The sequence below is a fragment of the Kitasatospora sp. NPDC002543 genome (assembly GCF_053594915.1).
Genome location: NZ_JBSFWR010000027.1, coordinates 1 through 20769, shown reverse-complemented (window position 1 = coordinate 20769; position 20769 = coordinate 1). Strand labels below are relative to the sequence as shown.

The 20769-nt window shown below is 68.4% G+C and carries 4 protein-coding genes; 3 read left to right on the top strand and 1 reads right to left on the bottom strand.

Annotated features, from left to right (window positions below; genetic code table 11):
* Nucleotides 1-251 precede the first annotated feature (251 nt).
* Together ACWD4P_RS14415 and ACWD4P_RS14410 are read left to right on the top strand one after the other, a co-directional pair.
* Nucleotides 252-7253, top strand: coding sequence for an RHS repeat-associated core domain-containing protein (locus ACWD4P_RS14415; protein WP_449779810.1), 7002 nt, complete (start codon nucleotides 252-254; stop codon nucleotides 7251-7253).
* A 110-nt stretch (nucleotides 7254-7363) separates the two neighbouring features.
* Nucleotides 7364-7918 (top strand): hypothetical protein, encoded by a 555-nt coding sequence (locus ACWD4P_RS14410; RefSeq protein WP_449779809.1) that lies wholly within the window; start codon nucleotides 7364-7366, stop codon nucleotides 7916-7918.
* 213 nt (nucleotides 7919-8131) lie between these two features.
* Here the strand turns inward: ACWD4P_RS14410 and ACWD4P_RS14405 are convergent, their stop codons facing one another.
* Entirely contained in the window at nucleotides 8132-12412 is a 4281-nt protein-coding gene (locus ACWD4P_RS14405; RefSeq protein WP_449779808.1) for a LamG-like jellyroll fold domain-containing protein, read from the bottom strand.
* 601 nt (nucleotides 12413-13013) lie between these two features.
* Between ACWD4P_RS14405 and ACWD4P_RS14400 the strand changes: the two genes are divergently transcribed.
* Complete coding sequence (locus ACWD4P_RS14400) at nucleotides 13014-19961, top strand: RHS repeat domain-containing protein (protein WP_449779807.1); 6948 nt, start codon at nucleotides 13014-13016, stop codon at nucleotides 19959-19961.
* Nucleotides 19962-20769 lie beyond the last annotated feature (808 nt).

Here is a 20769-nt window from a genome sequence, read left to right as displayed (position 1 = left end):
CGGAGCAACTGTGATGATCGTCACTGTCGCGTCGGGCCTGGTCTGACCTAGACCCGCGGCTTGCCCCCGCTTTACTCTCCGCCCGGATGTCGTTCGTTCTGCTTGTGCGGTCGAACATGACATGACGTGAGAAAAACAGGGGGGTAGGGATGTTGACGACACCTGTCCGCTTCCGCCGAGGGGCGGGACGGGAGGGGCCGCCTCCGAGGCGGCTGAAGTCGCGGTTGGCGGTGCTGAGCTCACTGGCCGTCATGGGTTCCCTGGTGACCCCGTTGGTGCCGGCCTTCGCGGCGCCCTCGGGTGACGGCAAGGACAAGGTCTGGACGCCGCCGAACACGCCGCTCCAGCGGACCACTTCGGTCCCTGGAAAGGCGGACAAGCCCCAGGCGGCGCCTCTGCCGACCGGTTCGCCGAACTGGGTGCCGCCGAAGGCGGTGCCGCAGCCGAAGCACGGCAAGGCCGTGGTGGTGCTCGACGCCGCGCCGGCGGCGGCCTCGAAGAGCGACGCGGCGCCGGAGGGGCGGCAGCCCGCCGCGGGCGCCTCCCGGCAGGCCGGCGACCTGCCGGTGTGGCTGGCGCCGGTCGCCGGTGGCGCCGCACCGGCCGCGTCGGTGCAGGTGCAGGTCGCGGATCCGAAGGCCACTGCGGCGGCGGGCGTCCCGGGTGCGCTGGTCGCGCTCTCGCGTGCCGACGGCGCGGTGGAGGCCGGGAAGGTCCGGGTCGGGATCGACCTGGGCTCGATCGGCTACGGTGGCGACTTCGCGCACCGCGCCCGGCTCACCGTTCTGCCGGAGTGTGCGCTGACCACGCCGGACGCCGACGGCTGCCGGACCGGTACGCCGGTCGGCTCGTACTACGACGAGGCGGCGAAGCGGCTGGTCGCGGACGTCGAGCTGCCGGCGGCGAGCGCGGCCGGGCCGGGCCGGCGGTCCGAGGCGGCCTTGGCCGGAACCGTGGCGGCCGCGCCGCAGCTGCTGCTGGCGCTGGCCGGTGCTCCCCAGAGCGGTACCGGGACGTACAGTGCCACCCCGCTGGCGCCCAGCCAGGCGTGGGCGGCGGGGAGTTCCTCCGGCTCGTTCACGTACTCCTATCCGGTCGTGGTCCCGCCGGCCCTGGGCGGTACGGCGCCGTCGGTGTCGCTGGGCTACGACTCGGCGTCGGTGGACGGCAAGACGGCGTCGACGAACGCGCAGGCGTCGTGGATCGGCGACGGCTGGGACTTCGGCGCGGGGTATGTCGAGCGCGGGTACCGGGGCTGTGACAAGGCGGGCATTCCCGGTTCGGGTGACCAGTGCTGGGGTGGCGCGAACCTGACGTTGTCGCTGGGGGGCCACTCCGGTGAGCTGGTCCCGGACGACGAGTCCTGTGTCAAGGGCGGCGTCGGCGCCGACGAGCAGTCGAAGTGCACCTGGCGTCTGCGGCGGGACGACGGCACGAAGGTCGAGTTCCTGACCGGTGCCGACAACGGCACCTGGAACGGCTCGTACCTGAAGGTGACCGACACGACCTCGGGCACCGTCTTCTACTTCGGGCTCAACCGGCTTCCGGCGGCGAACGGTACTCCGGCCAAGGTCGGTCCGGAGAGCAAGTCGGCGTGGACGGTGCCGGTGTACTCGCCGAACGCGGGTGACCCGTGCTATGACGCGGCCAAGGGCAAGGGTTCCTGGTGCCAGATGGCGTGGCGCTGGAACCTGGACTACGTGGTCGACTCGCACGGCAACCTGACGACCTACTCCTACACGCCCGAGACCAACCGGTACGCGCGCGGTGGCGCTCAGAACGGCGGCAAGGGTGAGCTGACCGTGTACACCCGCGGTGGTGTGCTCGCCTCGATCGGCTACGGCCAGCTGCTGTCCGACCAGCTCGGGGCGAACGGCGCGTTCCAGCCCGCCGCGAAGATCGACTTCACCGTCGGTGAGCGCTGCAAGTCCGGCGCGGTCTGCGATCCGGCGCAGCGCACGGCGGCGAACGCGGCGAACTGGCCGGATGTCCCGTTGGACAAGCAGTGCCTGGAGAACAGCGCGTGCACCAACTACGGCCCGACCTACTGGTCGACGCTGTGGCTGAACTCCGTCACCACCTCGATCCGCTCCGGCGCGGGCTACCGTCCGGTGGACCAGTACGACTTCGTCCACGAGTTCAAGACGCCGCAGAACGCGACGGACAACGAGCCGATCGCCTGGCTGCGGTCGGTGAAGCGCACGGGCAAGGACACGGCCAACGGCCAGGCTGAGCAGGAGCTGCCGGAGGTGACCTTCACCGACGAGATGCTGAGGAACCGGGTCGACGGCCTGGTGCCGGCGCGGCCTCGCTACAACCGCCCGCGCATGGCGGTCATCACCACCGAGACCGGCGGCTCGATCCTGGTGTCGTACGTCAAGGACTCCTGCTCGCGCACGACGGGGGCCATGCCGGCCTCGGCGGACAACAACGACAGGAGCTGCTACCCGGTGAAGTGGTTCGACACCGGTGTGCAGGCCACGGTCGACGACTGGTTCCTGCGCTACCCGGTGGAGACGGTCACCGTCGACCCGAACGCCAAGCTGGTCACCGGCGCGGTGGCGATGACGACCTCGTACACCTACGGTCCGGCGGCCTGGCGCCGCAACGACAGCGCGCTGGTCGAGTCGGACTACCGTACCTGGGACCAGTTCCGCGGCTACGCCAGTGTCGCCGCGGTGACCGGCTCCGGCAAGGACGGGCCGCAGGCGAAGTCCACGACCAGCTACTACCAGGGCATGAACGGCGACATCAAGGCGAACGGGAGCGCCAAGGCGGCGTCCGTCGCCGGGGTGAAGAGCGGCAGCAGGACCGACGAGGAGTGGCTGTCCGGCCAGGTCCTGGAGACGGACACCTACGCCGACGCCGCGGCGGACCGCGCATCGCCGCTCTCCTACACCGTCAACACCTACGAGCGAAGCGCCGGTCTGAAGCCGACCGCCACCCACAAGCGGCCGGGTCTCCCGGATCTGGTCGCCGGGTATCAGGCGACCACGATCACTTCTGCCACCACTTCCGTGACCACGACGGGATCGCGGACCTCGTCCGCGGTGACGAACAGGGACCCGGCGAAGGACAACCGGGTCACCACTTCGCTGAGTAGCGCTGACGCCACTCCGGACGTGTGTACTCGCACCCGGTACGCCGAATCCGAGAACCTGGCGATCACCGGACTGGTGTCCGAGGTGTACGTGGTCTCCGGGGTCAATGCCTGTACTGCGGAGGCGTCGTCCGCCAACACGGTGTCCGGCGTCCGCACGTTCTACGACGGCCAGGGCTTCGGCTACGCGGGCATCAAGGGCGAGGTCACAGGTGTCCAGGTGCTGGACCACTACGACGCCAATGGTGCGGCCCAGTACGTCACCACGGCGACTACCGCTTACGACGTCTATGGCCGGGTTGTCTCTGTGAGCGACCCGACCGTCCGAGACGGCGTCAACCCGGGTGGTGCCGTCACCACTACTGCCTACAGTTCTGCCGGCCCCGGTGAGCTGCCCAACCGCGTGGTCACCGGAACCCCGGCCCCGGAGGGTGCACCAGACGCCGGAGCCCGGCGCGAGAGTACCGTTACCTACAACCCGTCCCGTGGTCTCGCGCTCGAGACGACGGACGTCAACGCCCATACAGTCATCCAGTCCTATGACGGTGTGGGTCGGCTGAAGGCGGTCTGGACTCCAGGCCGTGACACGACGGCGGGTGCCAACTTCACCTTCGACTACGCGGTGAACGGCACCAAGTCCCCGTCTGTGATCACCAGTCGGACACTTCGGGCGGGCGGCAAAAGCTATGGAGCCTCCGTCCAGATCCTGGACGGTTTGGGCCGAGTCGTGCAGACTCAGGGCGATCCGGCGGTCTCCTCGTACCACGGCCGTCTGGTCGCGGACACGTTCTACGACTCGCAGGGGAGGGTCAACCGGAAGTACAACAGCTACTACGAGGACACCACCACTCCGAACACCACCCGGTGGATCCCCGACGGCGCGATGGTGCCGAGCGTGAGCGTGATCCAGTTCGACGGCCTGGGGCGTGCGGTGAGCACCCAGTTCGTGGCCCTGGGCACGCCGCAGACCACGACCACCACGGCGTACCCGGGGGCGGACCGCACCGACGTGTCGCCGCCGACCGGCGCGACCGCCACCAGCACCGTCACCGACGCCCGAGGCCGTACCACCCAGTTGTGGCAGTACCGGACGCCGACCGCGACGGGCAACCCGGCCGATGCCGATGTCTCCACCTACACCTACACCCCGGGCGGCCAGACGGCCTCGCGCGCCGATACCGCAGGGAACACCTGGAGCTACACCTACGACCAGCGCGGCCGCCAAGTCAGGGCCGACGACCCGGAGACCGGCGTCTCGACCCGTACCTACGACGGCGCGGGCCGGTTGGCCACCACCACGGACGGACGTGGTCAGACCGTCGCTTTCACGTACGACCTGCTGGGCCGCAAGACCGGCACCTTCAAGGGCACGACGGACCCGGCGAACCAGTTGACCGGGTTCACTTACGACACCGTGGCCAAGGGGCAGGCGAGTTCTTCTACGCGCTACGTCGGTGGCGCCGGGGGCGCGGCCTACAGCAAGTCCGTGAGTCAGTTCGATGCCGCCTACCGGCCGACGAAGAGCACGGTGTCCATTCCGGGCAGTGAGATCGGCAAGACCGGTCAGGCGACCTTCGACTACACGGCGGCGTACGACCCGATCAGTGGCTCCATCATGGCGGACGGGCGTGCTGCGGCGGGTGATCTGGCGCAGGAGTCGGTCAACTACACCTACGAGTCCTACGGTGAGCTGAACGACGTCAGTGGGGCCGGTTACACGTATCTGCGGCAGGCGGACTGGGACGCCTACGGGCGCAACATCCGTACCACGATGAACCCGTGGGGTACGCAGATCGTCGCGACGAACACGTACGACGAGCCGACCGGGCGTCTGCTGACCCAGTACGTCGACAAGCAGACCGCCACCACCGGCACGGTCCAGAACACCACCTATGCGTACGACCCGGCGGGTCAGGTCACCGCGATCCGGACGATCCCGAACAACACCCCGGCCGCGACCGACCTGCAGTGCTTCACCCACGACTACCTGGGCCGGATCACCTCGGCCTGGTCGGACACGGGGAAGCTGAACCAGCCGACGCCGTCCCTGGCCGGTCAGGGAGCCTGCGCCAACGCGACGCCGACCAGCGGCGCGGTCGCCCCGGCGAAGACCACGGTCGGCGGCAGCGCGGCGTACTGGCAGGACTACACCTACGACGCGGTCGGCAACCGCACCAAGCTGGTCACGCACAACCCGACCGGCGACACCTCGAAGGACCTGACGATCGACCAGGCCTTCCCGGCGCCGGGCACCCGCAACACGCCGACCACCGCGGCCGGCACGGGCGGCGGCACCGGCGGTCCGCACGCGCCCACCACGGTGAAGTCCACCTTCCCCAACAACGGCAGCACCCCCGGCACCAACCAGTACGACGCGGCCGGGAACACCACGAAGACCACCAACCCGGGCGCCAACAAGACCCTGGGCGCGGGCTTCGTGCTCAACCCCGGCGAGTCGGTGCGCTCCAACTCCGTCCAGCTGACCATGCAGACCGACGGCAACCTCGTACTGACCTCGCTGCGCACCGGCCTGGTGACCTGGTCGACCAACACCGCGAACCACCCGGGCGCGTGGGCGACCATGCAGGACGACGGCAACTTCGTGGTCTACGACCCGCAGCGCGTCCCGCTCTGGTCCTCGCAGTCGTGGATCGGGCCGAACAGCAAGTACTTCGCGGTCGTCCAGGACGACGGCAAGTTCATGGTGTACGCGCCGGGCTGGGTGCCCAAGTGGGACTCCAAGACCTGGAACCCCGTCGACGCGGCCAACGGCGCGGAGCTGACCTGGGACGCCGAGGGCAAGCTCGCCTCGATCAAGCAGGGCAGCTCCACCACCAGCTACGTCTACGACGCGGACGGCAACCAGCTGGTCCGCCGCAACCCGGGCAAGGTCACGGTCAACCTCGGCGGCGGCGACGAACTCGTCTACGACACCGGCAGCAAGACCAGTACCGGCACCCGCTATTACACCCTCCCCGGCGGCGTCACCCTGGTCCGCCAGGGCCCGACCAAGCTCACCTACCAGTTCACCGACCACCACAACACCGGCACGCTCTCCATCGACTCGGCCACCACCGACGAGACCCGCCGCTGGACCGACCCGTTCGGTGTCCTGCGCGGCTCCGGCGCGACCAACTCCTGGGCCGGCGACAAGGGCTACGTCGGCGGCCTGAAGGACGACGCCACCGGCTTCACCAACCTCGGCGCCCGCCAGTACCAGCCGAGCACCGGCCGCTTCCTCAGCCCCGACCCGGTTCTGGCGGTGGCCGATCCACAGCAGTGGAACGCGTATGTGTACTCACACAACGATCCGCTGAACCGGTCCGACGGCACGGGGCTGTACGACCCTGATGTCCGCTGCCTGACGAGGCCCGACAGTCGAGACTGCCAGGCCATGTATGCCCCTGTCTCAACGCCCGATCCGAACGACGACAAGTACCGCATCGGCTCCCCGGCGGAACCCAACGTCGACTTCGGGGACGACTTCCCGTACGACCCCTCGGTCAAAGCGACGAACAGTGACAAGGCGAACTACGCCCAATGGCGCATGAAGGGCATTGCGGCACAGGTGTGCGGCAAGACGGGATGGAAGGGCTGCGATGGCTTCCAGAAGAACGCCTCTACCTTTGAGGACAGCGGCGACGCCTACATGCACTACATGGACGGGTCCGGGAGTGACTACATGGTGAACTTCGGGAAAGCGTACGAAGACGACGAGAACATACGTCAGCTGGTGGACGACGAGGTCGAATCGGCGCAGCGCTGGGCGGAGAAGATCGCGCTGAAGACGGGGCGCAAGGCCTTCAGCATGACGGGAGACGCTGTCACTGCAGCCGGGAAGCATCTCTATCCGGCGACGGAGAACTGGCAGAAGGCCCTTGGTGACTTCCACCTGTGGGGCAGTGCCGATGTCGCAGTGGAGGGGAACAAGGTGACGATGAAGCTCACTGTCCACGTGCTGGATCGGTATGACTTCAACCTGAAGGCGAAGGACATCGGCACCGGGACTCCGGACTCGGTGAACGGAAGGTTCGCGACCCTCGGTCTGGCGAAGCCCTACATGACCCGCGGTGGCCTGGAGACGACGGTCTCGTGGACGATCGGGGCGACCGGGTCGAAGAGCGGCGGAGGGAACGGCGTGGAGCACAGGTGACGTGCCGGTTCGGGTCGGCCGGAGGCCCGAGGCTTTCGGCCGACCCGAACTTCTCCGATTCGACCGGTACTTCATCAGCCAGTTACAGATGATCAAGGGACAACGATCTTATGAAGCGCATGATGGTGAGTCGGCGGCGTGGGGCTGCGACCGGGGTGCTGATGTCGGTTCCCGCCGCGTTGTTGCTTGCCACGGGCTGCGGAGCCGGCTCGAAGACGGCAGCCACCGAGCAGGGTGTGGACCGCCGGCCCACTGCCGTCGCCACGACTCCGGCGCAGGTGCGGACGGACCTCGAACCGCTGACGCGCCGTTTCCCGCAGTTGGGTTCGCTGTCGGCGGCGATGTGGGTCGACCGGGTGCTGACGCAGAACTCCGTGACGTGGGTACCCGGGCCGACCGACGTGAGTGTGCAGGGGGTGGCGCAGGTCGAGCCGGCGACGCTGGCGGAGATCACGGGGAAGGGGACGTGGGAGGAGGTCTCCATCGGTTGCGGCGTCCCGCAGGAGATCGCCGCCGAGGTGGGCGACCCGACCAGGTGGCTCCACAGCAGGGCCTTCGACGAGTCGGTCACCCGGACCCAGTACTCGGGGAGCTTCTACTTCGACAGGCAGGCCAGCCGGGTCTACTTCTGTACGGTCAACCCGAAGATCAGGGAGGAGAGTTGAGCGGCTGCGGGCTTGGGTGAGCGGGAGCAGCCGAGCGGGTTTCCGGTACGGACCTCGTACTGGCCGGCGCCGCCCCTGCCGGGGCTCACGGGTGATAGACGACCTCCGGGAAGGCCGTCGACGGGCCGTCGAGGAGGTTGCCGCAGGGCGGCCCCCCACCGAACGCGCAGGGCGCTCGGCGAGGGGCCGCGATGGTATCCGGCCTCCGGGGGATTACACGCCCGCGGGGGTCTCGTTGTCGAGGATCCAGTGCTGGTTCGCCTGGATCCCGCACGGCCGGACGGCCAGTGCGGTGGTGTTCTGAGTGTTGGACACGGGTAGGTCCAGGCATCTGTTCGACGCCGGGTTGTAGAGCGTGCCGTCGTAGCGGCGGATCCAGGTCTGGGCGCCGGAGTTGCTGCACGGCTGCGAGACGACCGGGGTGCCGTCGATGACGTTGGCGTCCCGGGTGCCCAGGCAGAGGCCGTTCGGCACGGTCTTGAGCTGGTTGTCCCGGGTGGTGGTGAAGTGCTGCTTGTCACCGTTCCAGCAGTCGTAGATCACCACCGGCGAGCCCGCGGTGCTGCCCCAGTTGTCCAGGCACTTGTGCTTGTCGACCGCACTGCGGATGTGGACGATGGACTGCGACGTGGCGACGGTGTTCACCTGGGGGTCGGTCAGCGCGTACGGGTAGACCCGGACGTCGCCGATCGCGCCGTTGACGTAGTCGCCGGCGGCGCCGTTGTTGTACGTGGCGCCGCCGATGTTGAGACTGCCCGCCGGGGGCTTCCACGCGGTTCCCACCTTGGTTGAGCCGACGGCCAGGCCGTTGACGTACAGGGTGGCCATGCCGTTCGCGGCGTTGTAGGTACCGGTCAGGTGGGTCCACTGGCCGGCCGTCGCGGTGGTGACGGCATTGCGGTCGTACGCGGCGTACCAGTCGGTCGCGTTGTCGCCGTTCGGCAGGACGAAGGCCCAGTTCTTGAAGACCGTCGAGTACTGCAGGAAGAACGGGCTGTTGTTGTCGCCGGTGAGCGAGACCGCTGTCTGGTACTTGTCGGTGTTGTTGATCTTCACCCAGGCCGAGACGCTGTAGCTCTGGGTGGTGTCCAAACCCGGGGTGTTGGAAGCGGAGTTGACCGGTGCGGTGGTGCGGTAGAGCGTCGCGCCGTCGAATGCGGTCGCCTTGTTCGCCGCGCGGTTGTGGTCGGTGGTGAGTGCGGCCCCGGCGGGGTAGGCGGCCTTGGGATCGCCGCCGTTCTTGTACAGCGTGTTGGTGCTGCTGCTGTCACCGGTGCCGTCGAGCGCCCACCACTGGGGGGCGACCGAGATGTTCCCGATCGGGCTGGGACCGGCCAACCAACCGAAGCCTGCCGAGGGGTTGCCGGGGGTGGTGGGCTGGCCCCACCAGATCTCCAGGGTCCCGTCGGTCTTCCGGGCCCAGAGGCCGGGGTTGTCGTTGCCGGTGAGGTCGCCGTCCGAGCCGATGACCGGGTAGGTGTCGGTGGAGACCCAGCCGATCCGGGTGCCGACCGGCAGCATCTGGGTCAGCGTCGGGACGAGCAGCGGCTTGCCGTTGCTGTCGTTGATGGGAACGCCCTGGTTGTCGATCGCGAGGACCGTCCCGGTGGCGAAGGTGTAGGCGAGGATGTCGTCCTTGGGCCCGTCGGCGGCGGCCGCGAGGTTACGGGCCCACAGACCCGGGTGGCCCTGCTTGGCCCAGTCGCCGGGGGTGATCAGCTCCTTGTTCTTCCACCCGGACGCGGCCAGCCGGACGGGCTTGCCCAGGGTGTTGGCGTTGGTGGCCGGGTAGTACCAGAGGGCCGCGTCGGCACCGTTGTCGGTGCTCTCGACGGTGAGCAGGCCGGTCTTGTTCTTGAAGCCCAGCTTCGGGTCGAGGTCGGTGGAGACCGGGTCGCCGAGGGCGGCGATGCGCAGCGTGCCGGACCAGTCGGTGGCGTTGTAGCCGGCCGCCGTCAGCCAGGAGCAGTCCTCGGTGGAGGTCTTCACGCACTTCGGCTTGGCGATCGGCACGGACTTGTCGATCCGGCCGTAGACACCGGTGTTCCCGGGGTTCGGGTAGAGCTTGAGCTCCGGGTCACCGGGCGCGTGGGCGAACACGTCGTCGATGTTGTTGCCGCCGGTGAGCGTGCCGCGGTGGGCGATCTGGATGTTGTTCCAGCCCTTGCCGCCGGGCGCGTCGGCCGGGGTCGCGACGGCCGCCACGGCCGGGGTGCGGACCTTCGAGTTGCCCGGCGCGTTGTAGGCGCGCAGGTAGCCGGCCTGGTCGGGTTGCAGGATGTCGGGGGCACCGTCGCCGGTGACGTCGCCGAAGACCGGCGGCGGGCCGTCCGGGTTCCACGGCACGTAGAAGGCGTACTGCGCGACCGGCGAGACGTTGCGCGCGTTGTCCATCACCTGCATGTACAGGATGTTGGTGCCCCAGCGGGAGAGCGTGACGGGGAAGCCGTCACTGATGCCGCCGCCGCAGTACCAGCCGTCCCCGGCGAACTGCGGGTCCCAGGACCAGCGCGCGCAGACCACGCCGGAGGCGTTGCCGCCCGGGGACGGGTCGGCCGCGGTGTACGGCACCAGGCCCTGCTGGCCCACGTGCTTCCTGGTCACCTGGCCGTTGCCGGACGGCGGGAGCTTGTAGTCGAGCTCGGTCTCCGGCAGCAGGGAGTTGACGTCCGGCACGGAGAGGGTCGGCGGGGTCAGGTCGACACCGAAGCGGCAGGGCGGGCTCCCGGCGGAGCGCTGGACCAGCCCGTCGCTGGCCATCACGTCCCAGCCGTACACGTGGCCGTCCTGGAGCAGGCCCTGCTTGACCTGGAACGCGGCCGTGCCGCCGTTGGCCACCTCGGGGGTCTGACCGCTGTCGGCCCGGTTGGTGTCGGCGTAGTCCCAGATGCCCATCCAGCCGTAGAGCGACTGCTGGACCGGGCTGCTGACCGTCGCGTTCAGGGTGACGGCGCCGTTGAAGCCCGACGCGGAGTTCATCCAGCCCATCGTGCCGTTGCCGCAGCCCTGGTTGTTCGCCCACGGCACGGCCGTGGTGGGCGCGGGCGAGGCGAAGGTGCCGGTCGGGACATTGGGGACGCGGTCGTACTCGATCTCGACGGCCGGGTTGTAGCCGAGCCGCTTGAACGCGGCCGTGTTGGACTCGTCGCGGGCGAACACCCCGAAGGTGAGGGTGTCCAGGGAGGTGCCGTAGGAGCGGTAGACCCCGGTCACGTCGTAGTTGAACTGGTACTCGCCGCCGCAGCCCGGCTGACCGGCGCCCGGGACCGAGGCCTCGCCGAGCCGGCCGCCCTGGTTCACGGGCGGGTTGCTCCAGGTGGTCTGGTCGCTGATCGGGCTGGTGAGGTAGAGGTCGAGGGTGTACTTGTTGGTGCAGGAGAAGTCCGAGGACTCGTGCTCCCACACCGACATGGTCGCGCGGTTGATGATCGCGCCCCGGTACCAGTGGGTGTCGAACTGGAAGTACGAGCGCTCGATGCCCTTGTCGACCCGGTAGCCCTGGTAGCCGACACCGGGACGCGCGTACTGGTCCCCGCCGGCGGTGGTCCGACCGATGTTGGCCTTGCCCGGGTAGGCGGCCTGGGTCCAGGTCCAGTTGTTGGCCACGTTGCGGTCGGGGATCCAGGCCGGGTCGATGAACCAGGGGCCCTGGCCCTTGCCGAGCACCGCGTCGTCGGTGGTCAGCTCGACCGCGTCGGCCGTGACGGTGGTCGACATGGTGGCGATCTTCGCGCCGTCGCCCGGCCCCTCGGCGGTGCTGCGCGCCTCGGTCCGCGGCTTCGGGGCGTCGCCCGCCGCACCGCTCAGCGCGGGGGCCGACTTGGCGGCCGCCACCGGAGCGGCGGCCGAGCTGTCCCACATCTGCGGGCTGGGGGCGTGCCAGCGGGACGTGCCGTCGGCGGTGGTGGCGGTGAGGTTGCCGGCCTCGTCGGCCCGGACGGACACGCCCTTGCCCCGGGTGCCGAAGCGGACCTTCTTCAGCGCCGGGTTCTTCGCCGCCTCGGCGGTCTTGACGACCAGGACGGTGGAGAGCCCACCGAACTTGGACGTGGTCACCTTGAGGTCGACCCCGGGGGCGACCTCGGGGTAGAGCAGTGCCTCGCCGCCCGGGTCGAGCGTCGGCTTGGTGAGCGGGAACGGCGAGTCGATGGTGAGGGTCTCGCCGTCGGGGCTGGTCAGGGTGCCCAAGGGGCCCTCGCCGCCGCCGGACAGCCGCACCCCGGACAGCGCCGTCCTCGGGCGGTAGCCGCCCTGGCCGTCCGGGACGAGGGCGCCGTCGAGCGTCGCCCAGGCCCCGTTCTGCTTCACCCGCTGCGGCTCGACGTGCTCGGTGCGCTTGAGGTGGCCGGCCGGAGTCGCGACGGTCTCGCTGACCTCGTCCGTCAACTCCGGGACCGGGACGGGCTCGCCGGTCTTCTGCGCCTCGGCGATCGCCCGGTCGGTCGGGCTGATCGGCGGCCTGTTGCCGGCGCGTTCGGCGTCGACGGCGTCCATCTTCGCCGCGAGCTCCGGCGGGATGGCCGAGGGACTGCCGGCCGCGGTACCGGCGGACGAGGCGTCAGCAGGAAGGCCGATGGTGGCCGACGGGCCGTCAGCGAAGGCGAACGGCGCGACCGAGGTCAGTGCCAGAGCGAGGCCGACCGCGGTGGCGACAGCGGTCCGTGACGGATATCTGGAACGACTTGCTCCGGTTGTAGCTCCGGGCGGAGCGGCAGGCATGGCGAAGTACCCCCACGAGAGATGCCCCGATCGGGCCCGATCAGGACAAGGATCTGACTCTGCAAAGGATGTGTGCAGAGGCGCCCAGCAAACTACCGCCTGGGGTCAAAGGACCGTCAACTTCTTATTTTCAGAGGCGTGTCCGATTTGGTGGGGGCTCGCCGATTTTCTTGAATGTGACATCGATCACACCCTCAGCCCTTCCTCAAGTCGCTCGACCATTGGATGGTTTGTCCCCTACCCTCCTGCGAGATCCTGTCCGCGTCGAGCCGCGGCGCGGACTCTTCTTGGGGGGTAAAAAATGTCTTCCGAAGTAGAAAGACCACCCGGTGAATCCGGATGGAGTGAGCCCCCATCCCGGTGGCGCAAGCCTCGAATGGCAATTCTCGGTTCCTTTGCCGTGCTGAGCATGCTGGCCGCGCCGCTCGGTACCGCGGTCGCCGCCCCCGCGGACGGAGGCAAGGGCAAGATCTGGTCGCCGCCGAACACGCCGCTCCAGCGGACGGCTTCGGTGCCCGGAGCAGCGGACAAGCCCAAGTCGTCCTCGCCGAGCACCGGTTCACCGGACTGGGTGCCACCGAAGAGTGCGACGCAGCCGAAGCACGGCACGGCAACGGTCACGCTGGACGCGCCGACCGACCGGAACACCGGGCCGGCGGACGGGCGGGATCCCGTCGTCGGAGCTTCGAAGCAGGCGGGCGACCTGCCGGTCTGGGTGGCTCCGGTCGCCCGCGCGGGCGATGCGGCTGCCGCCGCGCCCGTGCAGGTGGAGCTCGCGGCCGCACCGGGGTCCGGTCCGGACGCGGGCGCGTCGGCGACGCTGGTGACGCTGTCGCAGAACGGCGACGGGGCCCAGCCCGGGAAGGTCCGGGTGGGGCTCGACCTGGCATCGATGGGTGCCGGTGGCGACTTCGCGCACCGGGCCGGGCTGGCGGTCCTGCCGGAGTGCGCGTTGACGACGCCGGACGCCGACGGCTGCCAGGTGCGCACGCCGGTCGCCTCGCACTACGACGAGCAGGCCAAGCGGCTCGTGGCGGACATCGACCTGTCCGCGGCCGCGAACGGCTCGGCCGAGGCGCAGCACGCTCAGGCCAAGTCCGCGGGTGCGCCGGCACTGGCCGCCGCTCCCGCGCAGGTGGTGCTGGCACTCACCGCCGCCCCTTCGAGCGGGACCGGCACCTACAGCGCGACGCCGCTGTCGCCGAGCCAGGCATGGGCGGCGGGCGGCGGCTCGGGGTCGTTCACCTACAGCTATCCGATCGTGACCCCGTCGACCCTCGGAGGTACCGCTCCCACGCTGGCGCTGGGCTACGACTCGGCGTCGGTGGACGGGAAGACGGCGTCCACGAACGCGCAGGCGTCGTGGATCGGTGACGGCTGGGATCTGAGTTCCGGGTTCGTCGAGCGTGGCTACCGGGTGTGTGACAAGGCCGGTATCCCGGGGTCCGGTGACCACTGCTGGGGTGGTGCGAACCTGACGCTGTCGCTGGGCGGACACTCCGGTGAACTCGTTCCGGAGGCCTCCTGCACGGCCGGCAACGGTGTCGACGAGCAGTCGAAGTGCACCTGGCACCTGAAGAACGACGACGGGACCAAGGTCGAGTTCCTGACCGGCGCCAACAACGGCACCTGGAACGGTTCGTACCTGAAGGTGACGGACACCGCGGGAGTGGTCTACTACTTCGGCCTCAACCAGCTTCCGGCGGCCGATGGTTCGCCGAGTAAGGTCGGCCCGGAGAGCAAGTCGGCCTGGACGGTGCCGGTGTACTCGCCGAACGCGGGTGACCCGTGCTATGACGCGGCCAAGGGCAAGGGTTCCTGGTGTCAGACGGCGTGGCGGTGGAACCTGGATTACGTGGTCGATCCGCACGGGAACCTGACCACCTACTCCTACACCCCCGAGACCAACGTGTACGCGCGCGGAGGCGCCCAGAACAGTGGGAAGGGCGCGAACACGTCGTACACCCGCGGTGGTGTGCTCGCCTCGATCGGCTACGGGCAGCTGTTGTCCGACCAGCTCACCGCCGGCGGCACCTACCAGGCGGCGTCGAAGATCGATTTCGAATCGGGGGAGCGCTGCCTGGCGGCGGATGCCAAGGCCTGCGACCCTTCGCAGCGCACAGCGGCGAACGCGGTGAACTGGCCGGACGCCCCGCTGGACAAGCAGTGCCCGGACACCGGGACGTGCACCAATCTCAGCCCGTCGTACTGGTCGACGAAGTGGCTGAACGGGATCACGACGTCGATCCGCTCGGGCGGCTCGTACCGCCCCGTGGACCACTACGATCTGAAGCACGTGTTCAAGACGCCGCAGAACGCGACGGACAACGCGCCGATCGCCTGGCTGCAGTCGGTGAAGCGCACAGGCAAGGACACCGCCAACGGCCAGGCCGAGCAGGCGCTTCCGGAGATGACCTTCGCCGACGAGCTGCTGCCCAACCGGGTCGACGGCCTGGTGCCGGCACGTCCGCGGTACTACCGCCCGCGCATGGCGGTCATCAGTACCGAGACCGGCGGCTCGATCCTGGTCTCGTACGCCAAGGAGTCCTGCTCGCGCACGGCGGGGAGGATGCCGGCCGCGGCGGACAACAACGACAAGAGCTGCTTCCCGGTGAAGTGGTTCGACACCGGTGTGCAGGCCACGGTGGACGACTGGTTCCTGCGGTATCCGGTGGAGACGGTCACCGTCGACCCGAACGCCAAGCTGGTCACCGGCGCGGTGGCGACGACGACCTCGTACACCTACGGTCCGGCCGGGTGGCACCGCAGCGACAGTGCGCTGGTCGAGTCGGACTACCGCACCTGGGACCAGTTCCGCGGCTACGCCAGTGTCACCACGGTGACCGGCTCCGGCAAGGACGGGCCGCAGGCGAAGTCGACCACCAGCTACTACCAGGGCATGGACGGCGACTACAAGGCGGACGGCAAGGCCAAGGCCGCTTCCGTCGCGGGCGTGAAGAGCGGCGGGCGGGTCGACTCCGACTGGCTGTTCGGCCAGATCCTGGAGACGGACAGCTACGCGGACGTGTCCGCCGATCCGGCTTCGCCGCTCTCGTACACGGTGAACACGTACGAGGCCCCCGTTGCGAAGGCCACGCGCACCCGGACCGGACTGCCGGACCTGGTGGCCCGGTACCAGGCGACCAAGGTCACCTCGACTACCACGGCAGTGACCACGACCGGTACGCGCACCTCCTCGACCGTGACGGCCACCGACCCCGGTAACAACAATCGGCTCACTACCTCGCTGAGTACGGCCGACGGCACGCCGGATGTGTGCACCCGCTACCGCTACGCGGCCCCGGCGAACAAGCAGATGACCGGCCTGGTCTCCGAGGTTTTCGTGATCTCCGGTGCCAACGCCTGCACTGCGGACGCGTCGTCGGCCAACACGATTTCCGGCACCCGCACGCTCTACGACGGCCAGGACTTCGGCAGTGCCGGAGCCAAGGGCGAGGCCACCGGGACCCAGGTCCTGGACCACTACGACGCCAATGGGGCGGCACAGTACGTCCTCAAGGCCACGGCAGGCTACGACACGTACGGCCGCACCACGGCTGCCACCGATCCGACGGTCACCGACAAGGCCAACCCCGGCGGCGCGACCACGACGACCGTGTACAGCCCGGCGAGTCCGGGCGAGTTGCCGAACAAGGTGGTCACCGGGACTCCGGCTCCGGCCGGCGCGCCGGATGAGGGCACTCCCCGCACGACCACGGTCACGCTGAACCCTGCGCGCGGTCTGGCACTCACCACGAGCGATCCCAACGGTCGCGCAGTGACCAAGACCTACGACGGGCTCGGCCGTCTGAAGGCGGTCTGGGCTCCGGGACAGGACACGGCGGGCAACGCCAACGCCACCTACGACTACGCCGTCAACGGCATGTCGTCACCGTCCACCACAACGACGAACTCGCTGCGTCCGGACGGCAAGACCTACGGAAAGTCGGTGCAGATCCTGGACGGTCTGGGCCGCCTGGTGCAGACCCAGGACGATCCGGCGGTCTCCTCCTACCACGGCCGCCTGATCACGGACACGTTCTACGACTCGCAGGGGCGCGTCAACCGGAAGTACAACAACTACTACGAGGACACCACCACTCCGAACACCACCCGATGGATCCCCGACGGCGCGAAGGTGCCGAGCGTGAGCGTGATCCAGTTCGACGGCCTGGGGCGCGCGGTGAGCACCCAGTTCGTGGCGCTGGGCACGCTGCAGACCACGAACACCACGGCGTACCCGGGGGCGGATCGGGTCGACGTGTCGCCGCCGACCGGTGCGACCGCGACCAGCACGGTCACCGACGCCCGTGGTCGTACCACCCAGTTGTGGCAGTACCGGACGCCGACGGCGACCGGCAATCCGGCCGACGCCGACGTCACCACGTACACCTACAACGCGTATGGCCAGCCGGCGACCCGGGTGGACGCCGCAGGTAACAGCTGGAGCCTGGCCTACGACCAGCGCGGTCGTCTGGTGAAGAACGACGACCCGGACTCCGGTGTGTCGACACGTACGTATGACGCGGGCGGACGGGTCGCGACCACGACGGACGCGCGTGGGCAGACGATCGCGATGACGTACGACCTGCTGGGCCGCAAGACGGGTACGTACAGCGGAACGACAGACCCGGCGAACCAGCTGACCGGCTACACCTACGACACCGTGGCCAAGGGGCAGGCCAGTTCCTCGACCCGTTACGTCGGTGGTGCCGGGGGCGCGGCGTACACCAAGTCCGTTGGCGATTTCGACGCCGCCTACCGTCCGACGAAGACCACCGTCTCCATTCCCGGTAGCGAGATCGGCAAGACCGGTCAGGCGACCTTCGACTACACGGCGGCGTACAACCCGATCAGTGGCTCCATCATCGCTGACGGGCGCGCCGCGGCGGGTGACCTGGCCCAGGAGTCGATCACCTACAACTACGAGTCCTACGGCGAGCTCAACGACATCAGTGGGGCCGGCTACACCTATCTGCGGCAGGCGGACTGGGATGCCTACGGGCGTAACATCCGTACCACGATGAATCCGTGGGGTACGCAGATCGTCGCGACAAACACGTACGACGAGCCGACCGGGCGCCTGCTGACCCAGTACGTCGACAAGCAGACCGCCACCACCGGCACCGTCCAGAACACCACCTACGCCTACAACCCGGCGGGCCAGATCACCGCGATCCGGACGATCCCGAACAACACCCCGGCCGCGACCGACCTGCAGTGCTTCACCCACGACTACCTGGGCCGGCTGACGTCGGCGTGGTCGGACACAGGGAAGTTGGCGCAGCCGACGCCGTCCCTGGCCGGTCAGGGTGCGTGTGCGAATGCGACGCCGACCGCCGGTGCGGTCGCGCCGGCGAAGACGACGGTGGGTGGCAGTGCGGCGTACTGGCAGGACTACACCTACGACGCGGTCGGCAACCGCACCAAGCTGGTCATGCACAACCCGACCGGTGACACGTCGAAGGATCTGACGGTCGACCAGGCCTTCCCGGCCCCGGGCAGCCGCAACACGCCGACCACTGCGGCCGGCACGGGCGGCGGCACCGGCGGTCCGCACGTGCCGACGACGGTGAAGTCGACCTTCCCGAACAACGGCAGCACCCCCGGGAGCAACCAGTACGACGCGGCCGGGAACACCACGAAGATCGTCAACCCAGGCGCGACCAAGACGCTGGGCGCGGGCTTCGTGCTCAACTCCGGTGAGTCGGTGCGCTCCAACTCCACCCAGCTGACCATGCAGACCGACGGCAACCTCGTGCTGACCTCGCTGCGCACCGGCCTGGTGACCTGGTCGACCAACACCCAGAACCACCCGGGTGCCTGGGCGACCATGCAGGACGACGGCAACTTCGTGGTCTACGACCCGCAGCGCGTCCCGCTGTGGTCCTCGCAGACCTGGATCGGCGCGAACAGCAAGTACTTCGCGGTCGTCCAGGACGACGGCAAGTTCATCGTCTACGCGCCGGGCTGGGTGTCCAAGTGGGGCACCTCCACCTGGAACGCCGTCGACGCGGCCAACGGCACGGAGCTGACCTGGGACGCCGAGGGCAAGCTCGCCTCGATGAAGCAGGGCAGCTCCACCACCAGCTACGTCTACGACGCGGACGGCAACCAGGTGATCCGCCGCAACCCGGGCAAGGTCACGGTCAACCTCGGCGGCGGGGACGAACTCGTCTACGACACCGGCAACAAGACCAGCACGGGCACCCGCTACTACACCCTCCCCGGTGGGATCACCCTGGTCAGGCAGGGCCCGACCAAGCTCACCTACCAGTTCACCGACCACCACAACACCGGCACCCTGTCCATCGACTCGGCCACCAGCACCGAGACCCGCCGTTGGACCGATCCCTTCGGCGTCGCGCGCGGATCCGGCGCGACCAACTCCTGGGCCGGCGACAAGGGCTACGTCGGCGGCCTCAAGGACGACACCACCGGCTTCACCAACCTCGGCGCCCGCCAGTACCAGCCGAGCACCGGCCGCTTCCTCAGCCCTGACCCATTGCTCCTCCCCGAGGACCCACAGCAGTGGAACGCCTACGCCTACAGCAACAACAGTCCGGTCAACAAGACCGACCCCACGGGCATGGCGTGGGAAGAGTGCGTGAGCGGCTTCGCCAACTGCACCAATAAGGGCACCAAGCTTGATGAGAACGAATGGAAGGGCTCGAGGTACAACGAGATCGTTGAGGAGAACAAGAGGTCGGAGCCGCTCCGCAAGGCGGGCTATGCCGAGTACGTCAGGCAGAAGCTGACGAACACCCTTCCCAGCCCCAGAAAGGAGCAGGCGGTGCCCGATGGCGGGAAGGGTGTGATCGGTCATTCCTCGGAGATCGTGGCCCAGGATCCCATGGGCCCGGACAAGACGATCGGGAAGGACTTCGATTGGGCCACAACAGATGGTGTGCGCACCATGGTCATGACCACCACGGATATGACGCAGTGGAACAGGCAGATCGGCAAGAAGAGGGCGTCCGGCCATGAGATGAAGGGTGGTGCAGAGGCGAAAATCAAGGTCGGGCCAGTTGAGCTCGGGAGCGTGGACGGCGAGGCCAGCTGGGACTGGACCGAGGAGGACTCGGAGGACAAGACCGAGGGTGGAAGCAAGACCACGGCTAAGACGATCACGAAGAACATGAACGTCAAAGCCAATACCCTGTCGGGGTGGTCGCCCCTGGTCACTCGGCGGGTCTATCGGACCACCTACTATCACGAGGATGGAACTGTAACGTCGAAGGACTGGGTGAACACTTATATCCACAACTGGGTGGAGGTCATCTATGAGGACCGCAGCGCGGTTCGGGACGTCGATGAGCTCTAGCGACTCGTTTCGAGGTCGCTTCTAGGCGGGAAATCGACAGCTGATCGGAGAAGATGATGAGGGACGTGAGATGCTTTTGGTGAAGCTTCGTACCGTTCTCGTGGGCCTGCTGTTCGGTGCCTGCGCTTGCACTGGGGCACATGGTGGGCATGATGTTCTGCCGGATGCGCTGGTGAAACCCGAATCGGCTGGCGGGGAATCTCCAGGGTCGACGATGCCAGAGGACTCTATGCGGCAGATCCAGCAGTTGGCTGAGGAGAACGGCAATGCTCCGGCTGGTGGCGAGTTCACGGTCGCTAAGTACGACAGCGGCTACGGCCCGGAGCTGATCTGGCAGGCCGAGAAGACTGGTGCCATATGTTCGGCGTCACCGAAGGTTATCTCGCGTGGATGTGATCCATCCGCGGACATTGCCGCGAGGCGGAACCCTGGAGTCGGAACCTTTCTCGGAGGTAGTCTCCACAATGGCCAGTGGTCGGTCATGTTGATGGCCAGTGGTGAGACGATCAATCAAATTTCGTGCCAGGGAAGAAATATTCCAGCACGAAAGAGCTACTCGGTCGACGTTGGCGGTGTGCTACGCACTGTCTATACGGTGTCCATACCTCGAGACCTCCAAGGCGAGTATCGGGTGGCAGTCCAGCGCGACGGTGCGCCAGCCGAAGACCGTGTGGCTCTGATCGTGGACAGGGACCCCGTGGAGTGCTGAGGCGCCCTAGTCGGCATGCATGACAGTGGCGGGGGGGGGGGGGGGGGGCCCCCCCCCCGGGGTGGGGTTTTTATATAGGGAGAGGGGGGGGGGGGGGAA

Excerpts from the sequence above, each read along its gene's own strand:
- ACWD4P_RS14405 (WP_449779808.1), bottom strand. The coding sequence starts at position 12,412 with ATGGACGCCGTCGACGCCGAACGCGCCGGCAACAGGCCGCCGATCAGC.
- ACWD4P_RS14410 (WP_449779809.1), top strand. The coding sequence starts at position 7,364 with ATGAAGCGCATGATGGTGAGTCGGCGGCGTGGGGCTGCGACCGGGGTG.
- ACWD4P_RS14400 (WP_449779807.1), top strand. The coding sequence starts at position 13,014 with ATGGCAATTCTCGGTTCCTTTGCCGTGCTGAGCATGCTGGCCGCGCCG.
- ACWD4P_RS14415 (WP_449779810.1), top strand. The coding sequence starts at position 252 with ATGGGTTCCCTGGTGACCCCGTTGGTGCCGGCCTTCGCGGCGCCCTCG.